Origin of the sequence: Endozoicomonas sp., assembly GCF_031844845.1 — a bacterium.
Taxonomy (GTDB): Bacteria; Pseudomonadota; Gammaproteobacteria; order Pseudomonadales; family Endozoicomonadaceae; genus Endozoicomonas.
The window spans coordinates 1-23,784 of record NZ_JAVRMB020000279.1 but is presented as its reverse complement, the minus strand read 5'-3'; the positions used below and the strand labels follow the sequence as shown (position 1 = coordinate 23,784).

Here is a 23,784-nt window from a genome sequence, read left to right as displayed (position 1 = left end):
CGAGGGCCTTCCTAAATTTTTGCGGAGCAAAAAATGTCTTGTGATTTTCTGGAACTGGCAGTACCCGGTGTAAGGAGTATGAGCCCCTATCAGCCAGGCAAACCTATTGAGGAACTTGCCCGGGAGCAAGGGCTACCGGTGGAAGATATTGTCAAGCTGGCCAGTAATGAAAACCCGTTGGGACCACCCCCTTCTGCGGTAAAAGCCATGACGGACTCTCTGGCAGAGCTTGCCCGTTATCCGGATGGCAGCAGTTATCTGTTGAAACAGGCTCTGGCGGAGAAGTTGAATGTGGCGCCTGAGCAGCTGACCCTGGGTAATGGCTCTAATGATGTATTGGTGCTGCTGGCGGAATCTTTTCTGGATTCAGACGGTTCTGCTATCTATTCTCAGTACGCTTTTGTCGTTTACCCTCTGGCTGTGAAAGCGGTGGGGGCAGAAGGTATTGTCGTTCCGGCGCTCAATTACGGGCATGATCTTGAGGCCATGGCCGCCGCCATTAAAGAGAACACTCGAATTGTGTTTTTGGCAAACCCTAATAACCCAACAGGTACCAGCTTCAGTGAGCAGCAGTTGCTTGAATTTCTTGATAAGGTTCCAGAGCGGGTCATTGTTGTTCTGGACGAAGCCTATTTTGAATACGGGATTGGTGGTGATCTGCCCAATGGCATTAACTTGCTCGATCGTTACCGAAATTTAGTCGTCACACGTACGTTTTCCAAGGCCTATGGTCTTGCTGGCGCGCGTGTTGGGTACTCAATATCCAATCCTGAAATAGCTGATGTGCTTAATCGTTTGAGGCAGCCATTTAACCTTAACCTTCTGGCTCAGTTCGGTGCGGTTGCCGCTCTGCAGGATGATGCCTATATGCAGAAGTCCATTGAGATTAATCAGCAGGGAATGGAATTTCTGGAGCAGGGGTTTGCTGATCTTGGTTTGAGCTGGATTTCTTCTTCGGGTAATTTTATTACCGTTGATATGAAGCGTGATGCCATGCCAGTTTATGAAGGGTTGTTGGCAGAAGGTGTGATTGTTCGTCCTGTGGGCAATTACGGAATGCCAGAGCATCTTCGTATTTCTATTGGTCTCCCGGAAGAAAATCGTCGTTGCCTGGAAGCGCTTGCCCGGGTTTTGGCATAAAGACCGCTTCCCGCTTCCCGCTTCCCGCAAAAGCACAAGCGGGCCGGCTTTTTCGGGCGGCGGGGAGCGGGCAGTGTTCTTTGAAGGAGTATGTTTGTGCAAACCGTTGATACACTGCTGGTGGTCGGGCTTGGCCTGATTGGGGGATCTTTCGCGGCGGCGGTGAAGTCTGCCGGAGTTTGCCGGCAGGTGTATGGTTATGATCAGGACAGGGGTTCGCTGGAGGAGGCTGAGGCTCTTGGGATTATCGATCATGGCTGCCAGAATCTTGCAGAAGGTGTTGCAGTAGCTGATGTTATTATGCTTGCTGTCCCCATGCTGGCGATGAGGCCCGTACTTGAGCAGCTGGCAGAGTGCTCTCTGGATGGCTCTCTTAATAGTAAGGTGATTACCGATGCCGGTTCCAGCAAGAGGACTCTACTGGATGCGGCGCTTGAGGTATTTGGTGAGGTTCCGGATTATCTTGTGCCAGGGCATCCCATTGCTGGTTCTGAAGAAAGCGGAGTGGCCGCTGCAAAAGCAGACCTGTTTGAAGCTCACGATGTTATTCTGACTCCGCTGGAAAATACCCGGCTCCCGGCTATTGAGAAAGTAAAAATGCTGTGGGAGGCCTGCGGGGCGGTGGTGACCAATATGGATCTCTATCATCACGACGAAGTGCTGGCAAAAACCAGTCATCTTCCTCATGTTCTGGCATTTTCACTGGTGGATACGCTGGCTGGGAATCCGGACAATCATGATATTTTCCGGTTTGCAGCCGGAGGGTTTCGTGATTTTACCCGTATTGCCGGTAGCGATCCTGTTATGTGGCATGATGTTGCGCTGGGTAATAGTCAGGCAGTACTGGCAGCACTTGATGAGTTTACAGACGGTCTTGAAGTGCTCCGCAAAGCCATTATTGAAAAAGACAGCCAGTCGCTGTTGGGTATTTTTGGTCGGGCTCGTTCGGCACGGCAGCATTTTTCCTCTCTTCTGGAGAGTAGAAAACAGAGGGTGAAAGCACTGCCTGAATCGTTGGTGAGTCGTGAGGGTTTATCTGGCTCTGTACTGTGTTCGTGCCCTGGACAGTTCGAAGAAAAAGAGACAAAAGAAGAAGTAATGGAAAGTATGAAAGAAAGTACGCAGATGTTTATTGCCAGCCCTGGTGGATCAATTTCCGGTGAATTTCGAGTGCCGGGTGATAAATCCATATCACACAGATCCATCATGCTGGGAGCCCTGGCAGAAGGTGAAACGGTTATTGAAGGGTTTCTTGAAGGTGAGGATGCCCTGGCCACATTGAAAGCCTTTCGTGATATGGGGGTACAGATTGATGGACCGTATCAGGGTCGGGTCACCATACAGGGTGTTGGCATGCATGGCCTCAAACAGCCGGAAGGTCCGCTGTATCTGGGTAACGCGGGAACTGCCATGCGCCTGATGGCGGGCCTTATGTCCGCCCAGTCTTTTGATGTCACCCTGACCGGCGATCACTCTCTGTCGGGTCGACCCATGAATCGTGTGGTTGACCCTCTGGCTCAGATGGGTGCCAGGATTGAGACTTTAGACGGTGGTCGCCCACCACTGAAAATCAAGGGTGGGTCTCATCTGAAAGGTATTGAATATCAGCTTCCCATGGCTTCTGCCCAGGTTCAGTCCTGTCTTTTGCTGGCCGGTATGTATGCTGAAGGGGAAACGGTTACAGTAGCGCCGGGTATTGTTCGTGATCACACCAACCGGATGCTTAGTGGTTTTGGGTATCCTGTTGCTGTGACTGGTGATAATGGCTGCAGGGTGGCCGTAGAAGGCGGTGGAAAACTGGAAGCAACCCGCATTGATGTGCCTGCCGATGTATCATCTGCCGCATTCTTTATGGTTGCCGCTTCCATTGCTGAAGGCTCAGAAGTCCGTCTCTCTCATGTCGGCATGAACCCGACCCGCTCAGGTGTTGTGGAAATTCTTCAGTTGATGGGCGCAGATATTACTCTTGAGAATGAGTCCCTGGTTGGTGGTGAACCGGTTGCGGATATTGTTGTTCGCTCAGCACAGCTGAAGGGGATTGATATTCCTGAACGCCTGGTTCCTATTGCTATTGATGAGTTTCCGGTACTTTTTGTTGCAGCAGCCTGCGCACAGGGGCGAACGTTGCTGACCGGTGCCCGTGAGCTTCGGGTTAAAGAGAGTGATCGAATTCAGGCGATGGCGGATGGTCTGATTTCATTGGGTATTGATGCACAACCACTGCCTGATGGTATGATGATCAACGGTTCCGGTGTTGCCACAAAGCCTGTATTCAAGGGTGGAACCATTGACAGCCATGGCGATCATCGTATTGCCATGGCATTTGCAGTGGCTGCACTGCGGGCAAAGGATGATATTCGCATTTTGGACTGTGCCAATGTGGCGACTTCATTCCCGGATTTTGCAGGTCTGGCAACTCGAGCCGGTATGCGTATTGTGGTTAAAGGTAAATGCGAGTGAGTGAGTCTCAAACACCAGTGACTGTGGTCACCATTGATGGACCCAGTGGCTCTGGCAAGGGAACCGTTGCGGCCCTGTTGGCCAGAGAATTAGGCTGGGGACTTTTGGACAGTGGTGCGTTATATCGTTTAACTGCCCTGGCGGCGTTGAATCACGGGGTGGATTTTACCGATGAATCCTCTCTGGAAGTGCTGGCAGGCCATCTCGATGTGCAGTTCCTTCCCCTGGAAAGTGGCGAGGGATTGACCATTATTCTTGAAGGGGAGCAGGTGGGTCCCAGTCTCCGCACGGAGGATGTTGGGGCTATGGCGTCCAGGGTTGCCGCTCTGCCGGGTGTGAGAAATGCCCTGTTACAGAGGCAGAGGGATTTTGCAGAGCAACCGGGTCTGGTTGCTGACGGTCGGGATATGGGAACCGTTGTTTTTCCAGATGCTGCGCTCAAGGTCTTTCTGACAGCCAGTTCGGAAGAGCGTGCGAAAAGGCGTTATGAGCAGTTGCATCAAAAAGGGATTGGTGCTAGTTTTGATCGCCTTTTGGCAGATATTAAGGCCAGAGACGAGCGAGACAGCCAGCGGGCTGTAGCGCCGCTCAAACCGGCCGATGACGCCATCATTCTTGACAGTACCCGTATGAGTATTCATGAAGTATTCAACGAAGTACTCGAACAAATGCGCTTGAAAGGGCTGGTATAGCACTTTTGCTGCCATTGTTTGCATGCTCTGTCATGAAAAAGCTACACATTTGAGCGGTGTTTCATCGCTCTTCGAAGGGGGTACAGATAATACTGTATCCTTATTTTCTGGAGGTTCGTTTCTGGCGTAAAGCCAGCATTGCAGATTCGAACCTGTTTAAAGTAACCCATACTGGCTGGCGGTGTGGATGACAAGCAGCGATGCGCTATCCGGTTGTTGTTAACCGGCTGACAGAGCAGAAGCTTTTCAGTTGCGTACGTTGTCACAGGAAAAAACATGAGCGAGAGCTTTGCCGAACTATTTGAAGAAAGCCTGAAAAACATCGAAATGAAGCCAGGCGCCATTGTCAGTGGTGTTGTGGTTGATATCGATAACGATTGGGTAACTGTCCATGCTGGTCTGAAGTCTGAAGGCGTTATTCCCAAGATTCAGTTCCAGGATGAGAACGGCGAACTGACTATTGCCATTGGTGATGAAGTTCAAGTGGCTTTGGATGCGGTTGAAGACGGTTTCGGTGAGACTCGTCTGTCCCGTGAAAAAGCCAAGCGTATGGAAGCCTGGAAGGAACTTGAAAAAGCCTTCGAAGCGGAAGACGTGGTTAAGGGTGTTATCAGTGGCAAGGTCAAAGGTGGCTTCACTGTTGACGTGGCGACTATCCGTGCATTCCTGCCAGGCTCTCTGGTTGATGTCCGTCCGGTTCGCGACACTGCGCACCTGGAAGGCAAAGAGCTTGAATTCAAAGTTATCAAGCTTGATCAGAAGCGTAACAACGTTGTTGTTTCCCGTCGCAGCGTTCTGGAAGCTGAAAACAGTGCTGAACGTGAGCAGCTGCTGGGCTCTCTGCAGGAAGGTCTGGAAGTTAAGGGTATCGTTAAGAACCTGACTGATTATGGCGCCTTCGTTGATCTGGGCGGCGTAGACGGCCTGCTGCACATCACTGACATGGCCTGGAAGCGCATCAAGCATCCTAGCGAAATCGTTAATGTTGGTGACGAAATCAACGTTAAGGTTCTGAAGTTCGACCGTGATCGCAACCGCGTATCTCTGGGTCTGAAGCAACTGGGTGAAGATCCATGGGTTGCTATCACCAAGCGCTTCCCTGAAGGTGCCCGTGCTTCTGGCCGCGTAACCAACCTGACTGACTACGGCTGCTTCGTTGAGCTGGAAGAAGGTGTTGAAGGTCTGGTACACGTGTCTGAAATGGATTGGACCAACAAGAACATTCACCCATCCAAGGTTGTTAACCTGGGTGATGAGGTTGAAGTTCAGGTTCTGGACATCGATGAAGAGCGTCGTCGTATTTCTCTGGGTATCAAGCAGTGCAAGATCAACCCGTGGGAAGACTTCTCAGGTACCTTCAACAAGGGCGATAAGCTGGCTGGTAAGATCAAGTCTATCACTGACTTCGGTATCTTTATCGGTCTGGACGGTGGTATTGACGGTCTGGTTCATCTGTCTGACATCTCCTGGAACGAAACTGGCGAAGATGCTGTTCGTCAGTACAAGAAGGGCGACGAAGTTGAAGCCGTTATCCTGGCAATTGATGCTGAGCGTGAGCGTATCTCTCTGGGCATCAAGCAGTTGTCTGAAGATCCATTCAGCATTTATGCCAGCCTGAATGAAAAAGGCACTATCGTTAAGGGTATTGTCAAGGAAGTAACGGCTAAAGCGGCTGTTGTGGAACTGGCAGAAGAAGTTCTGGCGACTCTGAAAGCTTCTGAAATCAGTGTTGATCGCGTTGAAGACGCAACCAACGTTCTGAAAGAAGGTCAGGAAGTCGAAGGTCGTATCATCAGCATCGATCGCAAGAACCGTAACATCAGTCTGTCTATCAAAGCGAAAGACCAGGCTGAAGAAAAAGTAGCTATGAAAGAGCTGCGCACCAAGCAGGAAGATGACGTCGCTGGTCCGACCACCATTGGTGATCTGATCAAGGCTCAGATGGAAGGTAAGTAATCCATCGGACTCCTGATTGCTTCTTGAAGTACTCTTGTTTCGATAGCTGTTTCAACAGTAGTTTCCAGAAGTAGAAAAAACCGCGAGCGTTTTACGCCTCGCGGTTTTTTTTGATCTGATGGAAGCTGCATTTTGAAAGATATCAGCTTGTCTCCGTGGCAAAAAAAGGTATATTCAGGTTTGCCGCTTCCCTAAAGGTTTTTAGCGTCTAATCAAAGGGTTGCTTGATTTCTCGGTGTGGGTTAGCTAGTGTAGAAACAGCCTGGATTTTTAAAGGTGATGTGCGAATAAGAGTGGTGTCTGGCAAGGTCTACAGAGCCTTGAGACATTCCGGGAATGGCAGGGAAAGGAAAACGACGATGACCCGGTCTGAACTGATTGAGCGGATTGCCCAGTTGCAACCGCAGCTCTCTATCAAGGATATTGAGTTGGCTGTAAAAGCTATCATTGAACAAATGTCTCATTCGCTGGCCAGTGGCGAGCGCGTGGAGATCAGGGGGTTTGGTAGTTTCTCCCTTCACTATCGTGCCCCAAGAATTGGGCGAAACCCGAAAACCGGTGAATCTGTATGCCTTGATGGTAAATATGTTCCCCACTTCAAACCGGGCAAAGAGCTTCGGGACAGGGTGAATCGTGGCTTGCAGGCAGAAGCGGATTGATCGTGAAATAACTTTATGGCGGATTATCAGTTGGCTCTTGTCAAAGGTGGTTTTACGACGATAGTCGTATGGATAAAGCGTCTGCTGGTTTTGGCGCTCTTTGTTGTTCTGCTGGTGTTTTTTGTCAACTTTACCCTGTCGAATACAGAACAGATCAGCCTTGGAATGGGTGGTTTGAGTATTCCTCCGGTGACTAGTTCGACGCTTGTTATGGTTCCCTTTGTATTGGGTGGCTTTTCAGGTCTTCTGGTTTCTCTGATGCTGGTGATTCGGCTGCGTCTTGCTAATGCCAGTTTGCAAAGAAAACTGGGTCGCCGTGATGCTGAAATTCAAAAATTGAGATCCAGCGCCCTGAAAGGGTTAACGGATGCCTGATATTGCGTTACTGGGTCTTATTCTGGCAGCAATCGTCATTGGTTATTTTCTCGGGTGGCGTGATCAGAAAAGAAGAAAATCCGGAGGGGATGGTCAGCTCTCGAAAGATTATTTTGTGGGCCTGAACTACCTGATTAATGAGCAAACTGATGAAGCTATTGATGTCTTCATCAAGGCGCTGGATATCAATAATGACACAGTGGATACCTATCTGGCGCTGGGCAGTTTGTTCAGTAAGCGTGGAGAGGTGGAAAAGTCCATTCGTGTGCATCAGGATCTCCTTGCCCGACCCAGTCTGACATCGGTTCAGTCCTTCCAGGTTCAGCTTGCGCTGGCTCAAAACTACTTTTCTGCCGGTCTGCTGGATCGTGCGGAAGCTATCCTTATTGACCTCAGTCGCCAGAATCATGACCTCCGAGACCAGGCCCTACAGCAGTTATTGAGAGTCTACGAGCAGGAGCGGGAGTGGGATAAGGCGACGGAGGTTGCAGAAAGGCTTCGCCGTACCCGTGGAGAGCATTTTGCGGTCCTTCTTGCTCATTATTATTGTGAGCAATGTGAGATTGCCCTTAAGCACAATGATCGTGTGGCTGCTCATCGGCTGATTCGTCAGGCCTTTTCCCGTGACCGGCAGAGTGTCAGAGCCAGCCTTTTACTAGGGCAGATGGAGTTTGATGAGGGAGGCTATAAAGAGGCGATTAAAGTCCTGCAGAGGATTTCCGTTCAGGATATCAGTTTTATGCCACTCTCTCTTCCGTTGCTGGAAAAGGCATTTGAGCAGACCGGGAGCCTGCGGGGCTTTGGTGCATATCTTGGGCGCTGTTTGAATGAACGCCCTGGAACAGCAGTCACCATCGCTATGACCCGTCTTTTGACCAGAGAGTCAGGCGAATCTCAGGCAGTTAACTTTCTTTCAGCGCAGCTTGATCGTCATCCAACGCTCAGAGGGTTGCATGAACTGATTGATCTTCGCCGCCACTTTCAGGGCGATCCTCCGGATAATATATTAGGGTTAATTCATCGTCTGACGGATCGAATGCTCGAGCTTAAGTCGGTGTTTGCCTGTGGTCGCTGTGGATTTTCTGGTAAGGAAATGCACTGGCAATGTCCTCGTTGTAACCACTGGGGGGCGGTCAAGCCTATTCAGGGTTTCGAGGGGGAGTAATTTACAATATATGACGTAGATGCTTTTATTTTGAACTTTAATTTTAGGTTTCAGTCTTTTCAATGAAGGATTTTTATTTATTTAAAAAGGTTTTCAGATATATCGGTATGTCTAATTCTTACATGCTAATTTGAGAAATCAGGAATGCCAAACTGTTTTAGTTCAATTACCAATAGTTTTTATTGTCCGCGATCCGATTCCGGGCGCCAGGAAACAATCAAGAGAAAGGGAGGTACGATTACTCAAAAATATGAGCAAACTTATAGAGAGTTTTCCTGTTCTTCATTATTTTGTGGGATGACTGTCTTTGGCGTAAATACGGTTGAGAAAATGACCGTTACTCCTCTTGTTGGATTATCTGAAAGTAGTAAATGGTATTACTGCGCGGCTTGTTGTTGTTTGACCAGTTATTTGACTCATGTTTTTTGTGATAAAACGGCTGTTGGTTGTCGCGAAGCTGTAGATGGTTCTGAAGAGATATATTGCTCTTTCAAAAAAAACTCATGTGGTGATACTGCAAAAAAAGTAGGTGAGGATTTTGATTTTTTTATATCTTGTTTTTCTTGCTCAACTGATCAACGGACTACAATATTTTCGACTGAGCAACAAGCTGCAAATATTGTAATTACTCAGCAACCACAGATCCATCGTTCTTAGCAGCAGAATGTCCAGTAATCATCCTATTTGTACCAGTCACTGTATTATCAGCAGATTTTTGTGAATGCTGGGTTCAAAGAAGGTAGGCTCCTGTTGCACTTATTGTATTACTCCAGCATTCGGTATTTCTTTCTTATTGAATTGGTTCTATTTTATGTGAATAAGATATATCAGGCCTTTTTATAACTGCTACATTATTAATTTTCTTTAATTGTATCTGCAATGTTGATGTATTTTCTTCCTGATCATCAAGGTGTACCTATTTATGGAATTGAATTGAAGGCATGTGCTTAATTAATGTTGGCTGTAGTATTTTGTAATCAGTAATATGTAGAGTTAGAGCGCGATGGTATATGAGACTGATTATTTTATTGTGATAAATATGGTTTTTGATTGCTATGAAATATATGGAAGCTTATTTTTCTCAGTGTGAAGTTATGTATGGCCGGGTTGGTAGAAATTCTGTCGCTGAACTGGGGGCTTGCCATAATTTCTCACTTCATTGGCTTCGGCTGATTCTGTCTGACAGAAGAATGTTACCTAAGGCAAGGATGTCAAAAATGAAGAAAAACTCCGGTGGAGCCAATCTATTGATGCAATATGTATATGGCCTTCGCTTTAGCCCAAATGAATTGATAGAGTCTGACAAGATGCTATTACGCCTCCGTGGCTTAAAAGCTTTGAATCCGACAATAGGTTATTCATCTTATTATTGGGATGACCTTTTCAGCCATATATGCTGGACAAAAGGAGGGTTTGTTTATTCCTTTTGGTTTGAATCTCGAAATAAGGTTAGCGGAGCTGAGAGTGATGCTCACAGTATTGCTTTTTACCGTACTTCCGTTGGCCTTGAGGGCTTTATTATTGTTTATGATCCCAATTTTGGTGAGTTTCATGTAATACCAGAGGATTTCCCATCTTTTTGGCGCGAGCTTGCGTCAGTATATGGTTCGTTCCATTCTCATTTGCTCAGAGAAATTGAAATTGATGGGAAAGACTGCTTGCATGGCTAAATTGTTTGCTTTGTAGTGTTGTAAATATTGCCCTCTGTGTCAGTTTGTCAGATTAATATACATGAAGGGGTTTATAAATGGAGAATGTTCAAGGTTCAGCGGTTTTTACCAGAGTCGAGGGCGTACCATTGGCTGAGGCTGCTATCAATGGTAGTGGTGTTAATAATGTTGATATTGCTAATTATATTGGTGGGCAGAGTAGTGATATCCCCGAAAATAAATTGCGCCGGTCTTTATCTGAACTCAATGTACGACATCTGCCAGAGAATAAAAAGAATTCAGTTTTAGAATTGACCGTCGAGGAATTCAAATCACTTATGCGTGGTAGTAATAATGTGTTTTCGTCAGATGTTTGTTTTATTGTGGATTCAGATCTCGACTTAACTGAATGTGAAAATGTCATTCTACCTCCTCATCTTTGTGTTCGGGGTGATTTAAGAATAGGTCGGAAGAGTAAAAATGTGCCAGAAAAACTGTGCAGTGGTGGGATTGAAGGTGCAAAAAGTAACCGGGAGTATATTCTGTCGCGATGCAATAATCTGGGCAATGCTGATTTAAAAAAAGAATTGCCGGGTATTGAGGTTAAGTGGCTGAGTCTGCCTGACAATCTGGTCGTGGATGGGAATTTCGTTGCCTCAAATTATCAGCAGTTGATCAAGTTCGGTCATAAAACTTTGGTAAATGGTAATTGTGAAGTTAATGGGTGTGAAAATCTTGAGTCGTTAGGCAACCGGTTTGAAGTGCCAAATGGCTCTTTTTCTGCAGCAGGATGTCGCAAGTTGAAGATGCTGTCTGATACGTTTTTAGTGAAAACTTCAGTTAATCTGTCTAAAACTGGCCTGATTAGTTTCCCTGAAAATAAGACGTTTGAAGGCACTGTTGATTTGGCTAACTGTGTTTTTTTGATATTTATTGGCAAGAATGTTTCTGCGAAGGATATTGTTCTTTCTGGTTGTATAATGCTTGAATCGTGGCCTGAAAATATGTCGATAACGCGTTCAATTTACTTAGACAAATGTCCTGTTGTGAAAGAAATGCCTGAAAAATTTGAAGCAAAGGGTGATCTTGTCCTCTCAGAAGGTCCGTTGAATTGGTTGAAAGATTTAAAGGTAAAACGTCATCTAATCATTAAGTCAACTGAAATTTTAAACTTGGGCGAAGCTGTTAAGGTCAGAGTTGGAGGTAATATTGATTTAACACATAGCCCTATGAAATCCATTCCGGCTTGGTTATTTGACTGCTTTATGTCAGATTCAGAGTTAAGCCCGCACCATATATTTTTAAAAGGAACAGGTTTAACCAGAGCTAAATCAGGAGCAGTAGACTCTAATGATATTAAATTCCATTTTGATGATGACAAATGACTTGATAAAATATCCAGCGAGGGCTATTCGGTTCGGTTCATATTATATTGGATACAAGTTTTTTGAACATGTCTGTGTCAGATGCTTACCTGCTAATTGGAGAAGCCAGGCTTGTTTAGTTCAATTATCAGAAATAGATCGTCGGAAATTTAAATCGGCAGTCGTTGGGACTTTAGGGAGTGAGTAGTAATGGAGTATTTGGCTCCCCGAGCTGGACTCGAACCAGCGACCCAATGATTAACAGTCATTTGCTCTACCAACTGAGCTATCGGGGATCAGAAGTATGTCGTAAATGTTACCTTTATTGAGTTGCCTGTCAAGCTACGGAGTACCGGAAACGGGTACTCCGTAAAGGTATTAATTACGGATCAGGAAAGCGCAGACTGCAGGCGATCCAGGGCTTTTTCCAAAGCCTCATCGCTGGTTGCGAATGAAAGTCTCATGCAACCATCAGCACCGAATGCTGATCCGGGAACCAGGGCGACACCTTTCTCCAAAAACAGTGCTGCAAGGTCAGTATCCTTTTCAAAGTCCATTTTCTTCATGGCTTCGTTGAAGTCGGGAAAGGCATAAAAAGTACCGTCCCCTTCAATGGCGCTGACACCTGGTAGTTGGTTCAGTCGTCCAACCACATAATCATGGCGCTTTTTAAACACCTTGAGCATGTCTTTAACGCAATCCTGAGAACCATTCAGAGCTTCAACCGCTGCAGCCTGAGCAATAGAGCAGGGGTTTGACGTACTCTGGGACTGGATCTTCTTCATGTTCTTGATCAGCCACTCAGGACCACCGGCATAACCGATACGCCAGCCGGTCATGGCGTAGGCTTTGGATACACCGTTCAGAACAATGGTACGATCGTAGAGTTCAGGGCAGGCCATCAGGATGTTGCAGAATGGCTCCTCGGTCCAGAGGATATGTTCGTACATATCATCCGTAGCCACCATCACATCCGGGTATTTCTTGAGAACCTCGCCCAGGGCTTCCAGCTCTTTACGATTATAGGCGGTGCCCGATGGGTTGGATGGGCTGTTCAGAACCACCAGTTTAGTCTTGTCAGTGATGGCCGCTTCCAACTGTTCAGGTGTAATCTTGAAACGGTTTTCCAGACCTGCTTTTACGATGACGGGTACGCCCTCGGCAATAATGACCATATCTGGATAAGAGACCCAGTATGGGGCAGGAATAACCACCTCGTCACCCTTGTCCAGCAGAGACAGTGCCAGATTAAAAAAGCTCTGTTTGCCACCGCAGGAAACCAAAATCTGGTTCTGTGTGTAGCTCAGGTCATTATCCCGCTGGAATTTATCAATAACTGCCTGCTTGAGTTCTGTGGTTCCATCCACGGCAGTGTATTTGGTTTTACCTTCAGCGATCGCCCTGACCGCTGCTGCCTTAATATGCTCAGGCGTGTCGAAATCGGGTTCGCCAGCGCCCAGGCCAATAATGTCATGTCCGGCAGCTCTCAGTTCAGCAGCCTTGGCGGTGACTGCCAGGGTAGGGGAGGGCTTGACCATTTGCACGCGTTGGGATGGATGACCAGTCACGGTGTTCCTCGTTTATGCTTATTACCTAAAGAGCCACGTGGAGAGCCACGTAGAGAATTATAATGCTTGCCTTAGCCTTGTTTTGAGAAATATTTGCCTTGTTGTTGTCGATTCCTGCGGAGTCAAAAGTTTCTTGTGTCGCTATAGGCATTTTTGCTCTTATGGAGGTAAACATCTATCCGACACTGTAGTATAACAGTGGGCAGTAGTGACTATCCGCCATTTGAGCAACAGATGCATCATACACAATCGAATGCCTATAGCGGAAGAAAGATATTGGTTATCAAGTGAAGGGTGATATGAGTCGAGCGTTCAGGGTTTCTTCCCGTTTCAGTCCGGCAGGTGACCAGCCTATGGCTATTGACCAGTTGGTTAAGGGTATTGAGTCGGGTCTGGCCTGTCAGACCCTGCTGGGTGTGACGGGTTCAGGCAAGACCTTTACCATCGCCAATGTGATTGAGAAAATTCAGCGGCCAACCATCGTGATGGTCCACAATAAAACTCTGGCTGCTCAGCTCTACGGGGAGTTTAAAGAATTTTTTCCGGATAATGCGGTTGAGTACTTTGTCTCCTACTACGACTATTATCAGCCTGAAGCTTATGTGCCCACCTCGGATACCTATATTGAAAAAGACGCATCAGTCAATGAGCACATTGAGCAGATGCGGCTATCGGCTACCAAGGCATTAATGGAGCGTGATGATGCCATTATTGTGGCAACGGTTTCCGCTATTTATGGTCTGGGTGACCCTCAGTCCTACCTGAAAATGATGATGCATCTGGACCGCGGCGACATTGTTGATCAGCGAACCATTTTACGACGACTGGCCGAACTTCAATATACCCGTAATGATGCGGATTTTCGCAGGGCGACTTACCGGGTTCGGGGTGATGTGATTGATGTGTTCCCGGCGGAATCGGAAAAAGAAGCGATTCGTCTGGAGTTGTTCGATGACGAGCTGGAATCCATCAGTGAATTTGACCCGTTAACCGGCGAGGTGTTTAGAAAGCTCCCCCGGGCAACCATCTATCCGAAAACCCATTATGTAACCCCCAGGCAGACCATTCTGGATGCGGTGGAAACGATTAAGGTTGAATTGGTTGAACGCCTTAAAGTCCTGCGCGATAACAACAAGCTGGTGGAAGCCCAGCGCCTTGAACAGCGAACCCGGTTTGATCTGGAAATGATGATTGAGCTGGGCTACTGCACGGGCATTGAAAACTATTCCCGATACCTGTCCGGCAATAAGCCTGGGGCAGCACCGCCAACGCTGTTTGATTATATTCCCGATAACGCATTGCTGGTCGTTGATGAGTCTCATGTGACCGTGCCGCAAATCGGTGCCATGTATAAAGGCGACCGCTCCCGTAAAGAGACATTGGTGGAATATGGCTTCCGTCTGCCCTCGGCGCTGGATAACCGGCCCATGAAATTTGAAGAGTGGGAAGGACGACGACCGCAGACTATTTTTGTGTCTGCAACGCCCGGTAAATATGAAGCCGAAAATCAGGGTCAGGTGGTGGAACAGGTAGTCAGGCCAACCGGGCTGATCGATCCGGAGATTGAAGTTCGTCCGGCGACTACGCAGGTGGATGATCTGATCACCGAAATTAATAAAACCGTTGCCAAAAAAGAGCGGGTGCTGGTTACGGTAATGACCAAGCGGATGGCGGAGGACCTGACCGAATTTCTTCATGAACAGGGTATCCGGGTACGTTATCTTCATTCGGATATAGAGACCATTGAACGGGTAGAAATTATCCGTGACCTGCGAATCGGTGCTTTCGATGTGCTGGTAGGAATAAACCTGTTGCGGGAAGGGCTGGATATGCCAGAGGTGTCGCTGGTGACGATTCTGGATGCGGATAAGGAAGGGTTTCTCCGTTCTGACCGTTCGCTGATTCAAACCATTGGCCGGGCGGCGCGGAACATCAATGGTCGGGCGATTCTCTATGGAGACCGTATCACGGGTTCCATGGAGCGGGCGATCAGTGAAACAGATCGACGCCGGGAGAAACAGATCGCCTATAACAAAGAGCATGGCATAACCCCGAAAGGTATTTTTAAATCCGTTGCGGATATTCTTGAGGGTGCAGTGATCATCGGGCGCAAAAAAGGCAGCAAAGGCAGGAAGGGAGTTGCAGAACCCGGGGCCGATTACCAGGTTCCCATGACACCGGAAGTGATGGCAGCCACGATCAAAAAACTGGAAGCGAAAATGATGGAACATTCCAGAAATCTGGAGTTTGAACAGGCGGCGGCGGTCAGAGATGATATTGCGGTGCTCAGAGAGCGGGTATTAAAACACTGAGGATTGTTAGAGCCGTTGTCCGCTACCAGCAGCCCGCAGCCCGCTACCCGCTACCTGCTACCTGCTACTCGCTACCCGCTACCCGCAAAAGCATAAACGGCTCTGGATTTTTCGGGTAGCGGGCTGCGGGTAACGGGTAGTGTTCATTGAAATGGGAAAGATAGTTCAGGGCAGTTTCCAGTGTAGGTATTTGCCCTGTTAGAAATAACCCGGTTGGAGTGTTGCATTTTTTAGCCGCATTGATAATATACGCTCCACTTCAGGCGGTTAGCTCAGCTGGTTAGAGCGTCGCGTTGACATCGCGGAGGTCGCTGGTTCGATTCCAGTACCGCCTACCATTTCCTGATTTACAACTTAGACGGTTAGCTCAGTTGGTTAGAGCGTCGCGTTGACATCGCGAAGGTCGCTGGTTCGATTCCAGTACTGTCTACCAATTCTTATCATTCCAGTTTCTATCTTTTAGTGTTAAGCCTGCCTTGTAGTTTTAACTTGTACTACTGAATACATTCATCCTGTAATTTCTGTACTATCGGTTTGTACCACTTGGCATCCAGTGCTTTTAACATCTTACCCCTGTCGTCTTTCGTATCAACCAGCCAGCCGGATGGACAGTCAATAGATCGATAGCAACGTACCACCGTGCGAGTGCGATTCTTCTGCACGGGGTAGAAGTGGGTGGTGACCAGGTCTCCAGGCTCAAATGGTTTTTTCATAGCTGACTGCTGAGATTTACCTGCATTCGTAATCGACTACATACTCTAATGTAGTCTACGTTAATGTAGCCTGCGATTGCTCACCGTTCAGCTTATGTGAGTCGACTGCCGTATATAATGGCGGTAACCCTGTTCAACATAACAGTAAAGCAGGGCAGACTTGTCGATGGGATCAGGGAAATAATCCCGAACAGTTTTCATCGGCCAATTAAGAGTTGGCTTAATGCAGTATCACAAGGTGGTGGACAGTATTAACCAGACAGGTTATCAATAAATATATAGAGTGTTTTGCTTGAACAGGGATAGTCAGCACTATGAAATGGATAACAATTCTAACAATGGTCATCGGGCTGGTATTGATCGTTTACAGTGGATCCATATTCATCCAGTCGGGTGAGCTGGCTCAAACCATTTCTTTAGAGAAGACCGGCGAGAGCAAGGGGCGGATGAAGCTGTCCCCCGATATGAGCCCTGTTCGGGTGATATTGAATACAGAGTTTATCAGCCGCACCAAAAGTCAAACGGTAAGGTTCTACCGTTACGCTGTCGAAATGACGGATGAACAGAATAATACCCTGTTGTCGAAAAATGGTGCCCTGACCCTCCGTCGTGAAAATAAGGATATTCCAGCCAATGAGTTGTCCCGTACCCGACAGCGTATCCATTCTCTTGATGTTTCTTCCATTCGGGAAAAAGGTTTTTATGACTGGACTGTTCAGCTGACTAACCACCAGGCTGAAATTAGCAGAGCCCATCTGGAAATTCGGCGGAACGTCGAAACCGAGCTGCCCTGGACTTTGTGGTTAGGCCTGGGTTTACTTCTTGGCGGTATTCTCTTGGGTTTTTTTATCACTCGGAAGCCTGCAGAGGCTTAGGCTAAATATTATTTCCGATTGCTAACAAGCTATGTTGTGAATCATTTTTGGCGGGTGCGATGTTTATCGGTTGGAGTTAAGACCCTCCTGCCTGGTGTTTCTGGCCACCATTTATTCTGATATTCCTTTAAATCAGGCTAAGGGAATATGCTAATATTGCCCGCTCAGATTAAAGGAGTGGTTATGACTGTTGGCATAATAATGGGTTCAAAGTCCGACTGGCCTACGATGCAGCATGCAGTTGAAATGCTGGAAAGGTTCGGCATTGACTACGAAACAAAGGTTGTTTCTGCCCATCGCACTCCACAATTACTCGCTGAATACGCCTCACAAGCGGCATCCCGTGGCATCAAAGTGATTATTGCCGGGGCAGGGGGCGCTGCACACTTACCCGGCATGGCCGCTGCATTTACCAGCCTGCCGGTACTGGGGGTTCCTGTTAAGTCAAAAGCACTGAACGGGATTGATTCATTATTGTCTATCTGTCAGATGCCCAAAGGCGTTGCTGTTGGTACCCTGGCGATCGGTGAAGCCGGAGCTGCCAATGCAGGCCTGCTGGCAGCGCAGATACTTGGCTGCCAGCAGCCTGAGCTGCAAGCCAAAATCGATGAGTTCAGAAAACAGCAAACCGACACCGTATTAGCTAACCCGGACCCTGCCGAATAATATGAGAATTGTATGAACATTCTAGTGTTAGGTGCCGGACAGCTTGCCCGTATGATGAGCCTTGCGGGGGCACCACTCAATCTCAATATCATTTCTTATGATGTTGGCTCAAAACAGTTAATGCATCCATTAACTCTCCACGTTATTGATCAAAGCCTGACTGAAGCGATTGCTGAATGCGATGCCATTACCGCTGAGTTTGAGCATATTCCTGATGATGTTCTTACTGAGTGCTCGGTTTCCGGGAAGTTTTACCCGGGTAAGCAGGCCATTAAAATCGGTGGTGACCGCAGTCTGGAAAAAGCTTTGTTGGGTAAAACCTGCGTGCCTTGTGCCCCATATCAGTTGATAACGGAAAGGTCTCATCTGAACAATGCGATTGATGATCCTGGCCTGCCACTGGTGATTAAAACCTGTCAGGCTGGTTACGATGGCAAGGGTCAGTGGAGGATCAAGTCTGACAGTAACGTTGAACAGATCTGGTCGGAAATGTCGGATTTTCTGGCTGCTGGCAGTAATGATGCACCACACTCCATCATCGCTGAAAAAATGATTCCTTTTCAGCGTGAGGTATCCGTTATTGGCGCCCGGGATAAGTTTGGCAATACGGCCATTTATCCGGTCACTGAGAATGAGCATACCGGAGGGGTACTGACTTTATCGGTGGCTAAGGCCATTTCCCAGGATATTCAGCAACAGGCTATGGATGCCTTTAATAGGCTGGTTTCGGAAATGGACTATGTTGGCGTGCTGGCCATTGAGTTTTTTGATGTGGATGGCAAACTGATGGTGAATGAGATTGCTCCTCGTGTTCATAACTCCGGTCACTGGACACAGCAGGGCACCTTATGTAGTCAGTTTGAAAACCACCTGCGGGCGGTCGCCGGTTTGCCTTTGGGGGCTACTGAAATGATCGGGCCAAGTGCCATGATTAATGTTTTGGGTCAGGCCGATATTCCAGTCGAGGTGTTATCTGTTCCTGATGTTACCAGCCATTGGTACGGCAAAGCCCAGCGACCTGGTCGCAAAATGGGTCATATCAATGTGGTGGCTGAGACGGAACAATTGCTGGGTGAAAAGCTTGTGGCTCTCGCTGCGTTTTTGCCTGAAGAGGATTACCCGGGTGTTGCCAGGCGTGGCAAGGATCTAACGCAAAACTAAGTTTTGAACCGGGCTGATGTGACGAGTTACTGTTGGTGATAAAGGCTGAACTGTCCTGGCGATCAATATGATTGCCAGAACAGTACTTAAGATTTGTCCTGAAATAACTTACCCATTTTGAACTCAGTTTCCGTTCACTCTGAGCGAGGCGATTTCCGCCACCCGCCCCCCGTAAAAGCATGCGTCTTTTCTTTTTCGGGCGGCGAAAACAGGTAAATTATTTTTAGGGCAAATCCTTACTGTCAGCCAGGCGTGTACCCGGGCTTTATTTTCTTCTGTTTTTGCAGCCAGAGTAGAGGCGCTGCAATCGCCAGCATGCCTGCGGCATAGGCCATCTTCCAACCGAGTCCCCAGGCCAGCATCAGGCAGAACAGACAGCCAGTGACGGTTACCCAGTGATATTTAGCAGGCAAAAGTCTGAATGCCGCCAGCATTGAAGCAAAGTAGATAACAACGAAGACGCCGTTAACCCAGGAAACAATGTCTTCCAGATCCTGATCCGTATGGTGAGTAACGATCACAATGATTGCCATGATAAGCAGTACGCTGGCCAGGGCTCTCTCTGAAACACCATAACGGTTCTGTTTACTGAACCAGACTGGCAGTATGCCTTCCTGGCTAAAACTCAGAATCAAGCGGATAACACTGGCGGTATAGACATTAACGGTGGCAATACCTCCCGCCAGGCCAAGAATGCCGATAACCTGCGAACCCATACCACCCATCAGCTGATCAAAAACACCAGCCATTGCCAGAGGTGTCGCCACCGGAATAGAAAGAATCAGCCAGGTACACGCCAGGTAAATACAGCCAACAATCACCACGCCAATCATTATCGCGGGTTTGAGATCTTTCTCGGGACTTCTGAAGTCGCCGGCAAGATGGGACATAGCCTCCATACCCATAAAACTCCAGAAGGCGAGTCCTGCGGCTTTCAGAATCAGGCTGCTATCAATCATGACATTTTCCGGTTTGGCTGGTACATCAGCCACACCCCAGGCCACCATCATCAAAACCAGTACCGCCGCAATAGAGAGGGTGAGCACCAGCTGGAGGGTTGCAGAAATATGAATTCCGCGAAAATTCAGGGCATAGAGCAAGACCAGAAACCCCAGTTGAATGGTAATGGTCATCGAGTCAGGCACCATAAACAGGGCATCAATAAACTGGTAGGTCATCATGATGGCTGCCGGTGCTCCAAGGGGAACGGCAAACAGAAAAATAATGCCAATGGTTCGGCCGGCAATGGAACCAAAGGCCTTCTCTACGAAATAAGCAGGCCCGGCGGCATGGGGAAAGCGACTGGCCAGGCTGGCAAAAACCAGTGCCACCGGAATAATGGTCAGTGTGAGCAAAACCCAGGCCCACAGAGCGCTATAGCCCGCCAGTTCAATGGTTAACTGGGGAAGAATAAATACGCTGGTACCCAGCAAGGTGGTGGCCAGAAGTCCTGCTCCTTGCCAGCGACCGATTCCAGATGGTCCGTCCTGCACTGCGGTTGACTTTCTCATTTGTTTATCAGTCAGTGGATTTCGGCTTTTACTATAGAGCAGATTGACTTAACATTCTGTCGAAATTTTGAAAGCTGGTGATGGCCGAGTGGATTGATTACTGCTGGGAGCAAGATATGGCCGCCAAAGAGATTGAGCAATTCCAGCTTCCGGTTGCAGAGCCTGTTCTGATCACCCGGGTTGATCCACGAACGGCCTATGGTGGCTGCCTGTCGTGAGCTGGCCTTTACCACCAAAACCATTCAGGAAATTGTCTTTGAACCGGGTTACGACGATACCAGTTTCTTTCGCCGGGAGACCGGGGTATCACCCAAACCGTTTCGCCGTCAGGTTTTTGCCTGATCCCTTACCCGTTGGTAATAAGTTTTTACCAGACTGTTCAGCAATACCTCTGTTTTCTGGTGTTCAAAGGCCAGTGGTTGCTTCAGGCTGGCAAACAGTGGAATACCTTCACCCAGCAGGAGCGGCACGGTGGTTATGGTCATCTCGTCAATCATGTCCCATTGCAGGAACTGCTGAATAGTCGCGCCGCCATCAATATAGAGATTCCTGAGACCCCTGGCGTTCAGAACAGAAACTATTTCCCCCGGAGTGCCTTGAATCAGTGAAGCCTTGTCTTCAAAGCCTGGAGGCACCAGGTCAAGCGTGTTGCTGGCCACATAAACCGGTTTTGAGTAAGGCCATTCACCGTCAAAACTCATTACAGTTTCAAAGGTGTTGCGTCCCATCACCAGGGCGTCAACCGTTGCCATAAATTCGGCAAAACCAAAATCGGAATCATCAGGGTTGGGTATTGAGTGAAGCCAGTCCAGTTCACCATTTTTGCCGGCAATAAAACCGTCAAGGCTGGTGGCTATATATACGCTGTTGGTCATTTCAAAGTCCAGAGTTATAGAAGTGATAAATGACTTGGCAGTTGAAATAAAAAGCAACGAACGCAACAAGCCCTGCTAGTCTTGGCCTGTGCTGGTCTTTTGGTCGCAATAACACAGTCATTTCCCTGTTTCCAAGGCAATGTATTGTGTTTAGGGCTTGCATAAAGGCAGCTTGAGCCTTGGATCATAACAACGAATGTTGTGCTCGTTGCGGTTTTAATCAAGAGTATATACCTGTCGTCTTTGAGTACATATTTTACTCTGTGACCAGAACAGCCAGAGCGCTGAATGCTTATGATGGAGGTTTGCCTTTACTGGAATTCATCTGGCAATGAGTACTCATTGCCAGATGAACACTACCTTAACCAATACTGGTTTCAGTAAAAGAAAAAGTCCGGACATCAAACAACCCATTGGAGGTCAGTTTCAGCTCAGGAATCACCGGTAAACTCATAAATACCAGTGTCATCAGTGGCTGAATATTGGCATTAACTCCCAGTGTGTTTCGTGCTTTGGCTAAAAGATCACCCATGGTGTTCGCAACGGTTTCTGCGTCCTGATCTGACATCAGGCCAGCAATCGGTAAGGGTAATTCGCCAATGATTTCTCCATGGTGAACCAGAACAAATCCACCGCCGATGGATTTCACCTGTTTGACAGCAGTCAGCATGTCCTGATCATTATCGCCGACCACAACTATATTGTGTGAATCGTGAGAAACGGTGGTTGCGATTGCGCCACCCGTCAGTCCATAGTCAGCGAGAATAGCCAGGGACATATTACCAGAGGCTTTATGGCGTTCAATGACCGCCAGTTTATTCAGTCCGGGATTTAGCCGGGCATCAAACAGGCCATTGGTATCTGGTTTAATATTGACTTCCAGGGCTTTGGTCAGAACACCACCGGGCAGCACGCCGATCGCTCGTGCTTTTTCAGAACTCAGGGGGAGCTGGAAATTCTCAATACTCAGAGGCGCCAGATTCACGGTATTCAGTACTGAAGGGCAGTGGTAGTCCTGAATATCCACAAGCAGCTCACCATTTCGAGCAACTTCCTGACCTGCACAGAATACCCGTTGTACCCGGAAGCTCTGCAAGTCTTTAACAATCACAACATCGCCATCATAACCAGGGGCAAGAGCACCTTTCTTTTTCAGGCCGTAGCATTCAGCGGCATTCAGGCTGCCAATGGTAATGGCCATGATGGGGTCAATGCCGGCTTCAACGGCCAGACGCAGGTTCTTATTAATATGTCCGCCATTGATAATGTCCTTTGGTTCCCGGTCATCGGTGCAGAACAGACAGCGGCGGGCGTTACCGGCATTAACACCTTTAATCAGTTCCACAAGATCCTTACAGGCAGAACCTTCACGGATCTGGATGTACATACCCATCTGAATGCGAGCCAGCATGGCTTCAATGTTGGAGCACTCATGGTCGGTTTTAATTCCGGCCATGGCGTAGGCCTGCAGATCAAGCCCTTTCAGACCGGGGCTGTGCCCATCGGCAATATAGCCATGGTCATGGGCCAGTTTTACTTTGGCCAGCATGGCCTCGTCGCCATTGATCACGGCAGGGAAGTCCATCACTTCGCCAACGCCAAGCACATCCGGGTGGTTGATGAGTTCGGCCAGATCTTCCGCCAGTAATTTTGCACCGGACTCTTCAAAGGGGGTTGCCGGCACACAGGAGGGCAGCATGATTTTCACGTTCAGTGGCAGGTTTTTTGAAGCATTCAGCATGTAGCTGATACCGTTCAGTCCGCAGACATTGGCGATTTCATGGGGGTCGGCAATGACGGTTGTTGTGCCGTGGGGCAGAACAATTCTGGCGAACTGGGGCGGTGTGATAGAAGACGACTCGATGTGCACATGGCTATCGATCAGGCCAGGCATCACAATACCGCCTTTGGCATCAATGATTTCGTGAGCTTCGTACTCACCAATACCAATGATTTTTCCCAGACCCAGTGCCAGAGGGCCGTCAATCAGGCGCTGGTTAAATACGTCGACCACCTTACAGTTGATGATCAGGGTGTCTACAGGGGTTCGGCCAGCGGCCATATCAATGAGTTGTTTCATGCTTTTATAGAGTATGTCTCGTTCCCACGGGCTGGGTGGGAATTCAGATGGCTGAAGGGTAGGCGTTCCCACGCAGGGCCCATAGGGCCTAAAAGCGTGGGAACGAGTTACAGTTTTTCAGAGACTGTTATTCCGCAGCACTTAAAACCGGATTTTTGTGGATGTCCTATTTCTTTGTCTTTGTAGATTTTGGATGTCCTATTTCTTCTGTGGGTGAAACCAACATTAAAGACAAACTGCTGAAAGGCCATCGCGCTGGAGATATGACCTATAAAGTTCATCTGGACGGTTTTAACCTGATGCCTTACTTCACTGACAAAGAAGACAAGTCCCGGCGTAACGAGTTCTTCTACTTTAACGATGATGCCGAACTGGTGAACATCCGCCAGGGTGACTGGAAGTTTGTCTTCGGTGAGCAGCGTGCCCACAGTTTCGCTGTCTGGAGTGAACCCTTTGTATGGCTCCGTATTCCTAAAATCTTCAACCTGCGTCGTGACCAGGGCGATAGAATCGGACGAACAATCATTCAATAAAGTACAAAACCTTACTTTCTGACCTACTTA

General features: G+C 48.0%; 22 protein-coding genes and 3 tRNA genes. 19 read left to right on the top strand and 6 right to left on the bottom strand.

Going from position 1 to position 23,784, the window contains the following annotated elements; all coding sequences use genetic code 11:
* The first annotated feature begins 33 nt into the window (after nt 1-33).
* From hisC to RM811_RS14860, 10 genes are all read left to right on the top strand, one after another.
* Nucleotides 34-1,140, top strand: a complete 1,107-nt coding sequence (gene hisC / locus RM811_RS14905; RefSeq protein WP_402525754.1) for a histidinol-phosphate transaminase — start codon at nt 34-36, stop codon at nt 1,138-1,140.
* 90 nt (nt 1,141-1,230) lie between these two features.
* Nucleotides 1,231-3,600 carry a bifunctional prephenate dehydrogenase/3-phosphoshikimate 1-carboxyvinyltransferase gene (locus RM811_RS14900; protein ID WP_402525752.1) on the top strand — a complete coding sequence of 790 codons (2,370 nt, stop codon included), beginning with the start codon at nt 1,231-1,233 and terminating at the stop codon, nt 3,598-3,600.
* Entirely contained in the window at nt 3,591-4,292 is a 702-nt protein-coding gene (cmk, locus tag RM811_RS14895; RefSeq protein WP_402525749.1) for a (d)CMP kinase, read from the top strand. Before RM811_RS14900 ends, cmk begins: the two co-directional genes overlap by 10 nt.
* 276 nt (nt 4,293-4,568) lie before the next feature.
* Entirely contained in the window at nt 4,569-6,248 is a 1,680-nt protein-coding gene (rpsA, locus tag RM811_RS14890) for a 30S ribosomal protein S1 (protein ID WP_402525747.1), read from the top strand.
* Nucleotides 6,249-6,607: 359 nt separating this feature from the next.
* Nucleotides 6,608-6,907, top strand: a complete 300-nt coding sequence (gene ihfB, locus RM811_RS14885; RefSeq protein ID WP_402525744.1) for an integration host factor subunit beta — start codon at nt 6,608-6,610, stop codon at nt 6,905-6,907.
* A 15-nt stretch (nt 6,908-6,922) separates the two neighbouring features.
* Entirely contained in the window at nt 6,923-7,282 is a 360-nt protein-coding gene (locus RM811_RS14880) for a hypothetical protein (protein WP_402525742.1), read from the top strand.
* A complete protein-coding gene (gene lapB / locus RM811_RS14875) occupies nt 7,275-8,447 on the top strand; it encodes a lipopolysaccharide assembly protein LapB (RefSeq protein ID WP_402525739.1) in 1,173 nt (390 codons plus the stop codon). Before RM811_RS14880 ends, lapB begins: the two co-directional genes overlap by 8 nt.
* A gap of 144 nt (nt 8,448-8,591) precedes the next feature.
* Entirely contained in the window at nt 8,592-9,104 is a 513-nt protein-coding gene (locus RM811_RS14870) for a hypothetical protein (RefSeq protein ID WP_402525737.1), read from the top strand.
* 398 nt (nt 9,105-9,502) lie between these two features.
* On the top strand, nt 9,503-10,117 hold the full coding sequence (locus RM811_RS14865; RefSeq protein WP_402525735.1) for a YopT-type cysteine protease domain-containing protein: 615 nt from the start codon (nt 9,503-9,505) through the stop codon (nt 10,115-10,117).
* Nucleotides 10,118-10,194: 77 nt separating this feature from the next.
* Nucleotides 10,195-11,481, top strand: a complete 1,287-nt coding sequence (locus RM811_RS14860) for a hypothetical protein (RefSeq protein WP_402525733.1) — start codon at nt 10,195-10,197, stop codon at nt 11,479-11,481.
* Between the two features lie 199 nt (nt 11,482-11,680).
* Here RM811_RS14860 and RM811_RS14855 read toward each other — a convergent pair.
* Nucleotides 11,681-11,756: transfer RNA gene (locus RM811_RS14855), tRNA-Asn, on the bottom strand.
* A gap of 93 nt (nt 11,757-11,849) precedes the next feature.
* Nucleotides 11,850-12,998: a pyridoxal phosphate-dependent aminotransferase gene (locus RM811_RS14850; RefSeq protein WP_402525798.1), complete on the bottom strand. Its 1,149-nt coding sequence runs from the start codon at nt 12,996-12,998 to the stop codon at nt 11,850-11,852.
* A 329-nt stretch (nt 12,999-13,327) separates the two neighbouring features.
* Between RM811_RS14850 and uvrB the strand changes: the two genes are divergently transcribed.
* From uvrB to RM811_RS14835, 3 genes are all read left to right on the top strand, one after another.
* Nucleotides 13,328-15,340, top strand: a complete 2,013-nt coding sequence (gene uvrB / locus RM811_RS14845) for an excinuclease ABC subunit UvrB (RefSeq protein ID WP_402525732.1) — start codon at nt 13,328-13,330, stop codon at nt 15,338-15,340.
* Between the two features lie 261 nt (nt 15,341-15,601).
* Nucleotides 15,602-15,678, top strand: a tRNA-Val gene (locus RM811_RS14840).
* An 18-nt stretch (nt 15,679-15,696) separates the two neighbouring features.
* Nucleotides 15,697-15,773, top strand: a tRNA-Val gene (locus tag RM811_RS14835).
* A gap of 61 nt (nt 15,774-15,834) precedes the next feature.
* On the opposite strand, the gene RM811_RS14830 is transcribed toward RM811_RS14835, so the two are convergent.
* Entirely contained in the window at nt 15,835-16,053 is a 219-nt protein-coding gene (locus RM811_RS14830) for a hypothetical protein (RefSeq protein WP_402525729.1), read from the bottom strand.
* 314 nt (nt 16,054-16,367) lie between these two features.
* On the opposite strand from RM811_RS14830, the gene RM811_RS14825 reads away from it, so the two are divergent.
* The 3 genes from RM811_RS14825 to RM811_RS14815 all read left to right on the top strand — a co-directional run bounded on the left by RM811_RS14825 (nt 16,368) and on the right by RM811_RS14815 (nt 18,755).
* On the top strand, nt 16,368-16,928 hold the full coding sequence (locus RM811_RS14825; RefSeq protein WP_402525727.1) for a hypothetical protein: 561 nt from the start codon (nt 16,368-16,370) through the stop codon (nt 16,926-16,928).
* A gap of 183 nt (nt 16,929-17,111) precedes the next feature.
* Complete coding sequence (purE, locus tag RM811_RS14820) at nt 17,112-17,594, top strand: 5-(carboxyamino)imidazole ribonucleotide mutase (RefSeq protein ID WP_402525724.1); 483 nt, start codon at nt 17,112-17,114, stop codon at nt 17,592-17,594.
* A gap of 12 nt (nt 17,595-17,606) precedes the next feature.
* The gene (locus RM811_RS14815; RefSeq protein WP_402525722.1) at nt 17,607-18,755 is read left to right on the top strand and encodes a 5-(carboxyamino)imidazole ribonucleotide synthase; all 1,149 of its coding nucleotides are present in this window, start codon (nt 17,607-17,609) and stop codon (nt 18,753-18,755) included.
* A gap of 242 nt (nt 18,756-18,997) precedes the next feature.
* Here the strand turns inward: RM811_RS14815 and yjeH are convergent, their stop codons facing one another.
* Nucleotides 18,998-20,266: an L-methionine/branched-chain amino acid transporter gene (yjeH, locus tag RM811_RS14810; RefSeq protein WP_402525720.1), complete on the bottom strand. Its 1,269-nt coding sequence runs from the start codon at nt 20,264-20,266 to the stop codon at nt 18,998-19,000.
* 80 nt (nt 20,267-20,346) lie between these two features.
* Between yjeH and RM811_RS14805 the strand changes: the two genes are divergently transcribed.
* A complete protein-coding gene (locus RM811_RS14805; RefSeq protein ID WP_402525718.1) occupies nt 20,347-20,484 on the top strand; it encodes a hypothetical protein in 138 nt (45 codons plus the stop codon).
* Nucleotides 20,465-20,608, top strand: coding sequence for a hypothetical protein (locus RM811_RS14800; RefSeq protein WP_402525716.1), 144 nt, complete (start codon nt 20,465-20,467; stop codon nt 20,606-20,608). Before RM811_RS14805 ends, RM811_RS14800 begins: the two co-directional genes overlap by 20 nt.
* Here the strand turns inward: RM811_RS14800 and RM811_RS14795 are convergent.
* Nucleotides 20,593-21,141 carry a dihydrofolate reductase family protein gene (locus tag RM811_RS14795; protein ID WP_402525715.1) on the bottom strand — a complete coding sequence of 183 codons (549 nt, stop codon included), beginning with the start codon at nt 21,139-21,141 and terminating at the stop codon, nt 20,593-20,595. The two genes, RM811_RS14800 and RM811_RS14795, sit on opposite strands and share 16 nt — an antisense overlap.
* Before the next feature lie 361 nt (nt 21,142-21,502).
* Nucleotides 21,503-23,293: an adenine deaminase gene (gene ade, locus RM811_RS14790; RefSeq protein ID WP_402525713.1), complete on the bottom strand. Its 1,791-nt coding sequence runs from the start codon at nt 23,291-23,293 to the stop codon at nt 21,503-21,505.
* Nucleotides 23,294-23,382: 89 nt separating this feature from the next.
* Between ade and RM811_RS14785 the strand changes: the two genes are divergently transcribed.
* Nucleotides 23,383-23,754 carry a hypothetical protein gene (locus RM811_RS14785; protein ID WP_402525711.1) on the top strand — a complete coding sequence of 124 codons (372 nt, stop codon included), beginning with the start codon at nt 23,383-23,385 and terminating at the stop codon, nt 23,752-23,754.
* Nucleotides 23,755-23,784 lie beyond the last annotated feature (30 nt).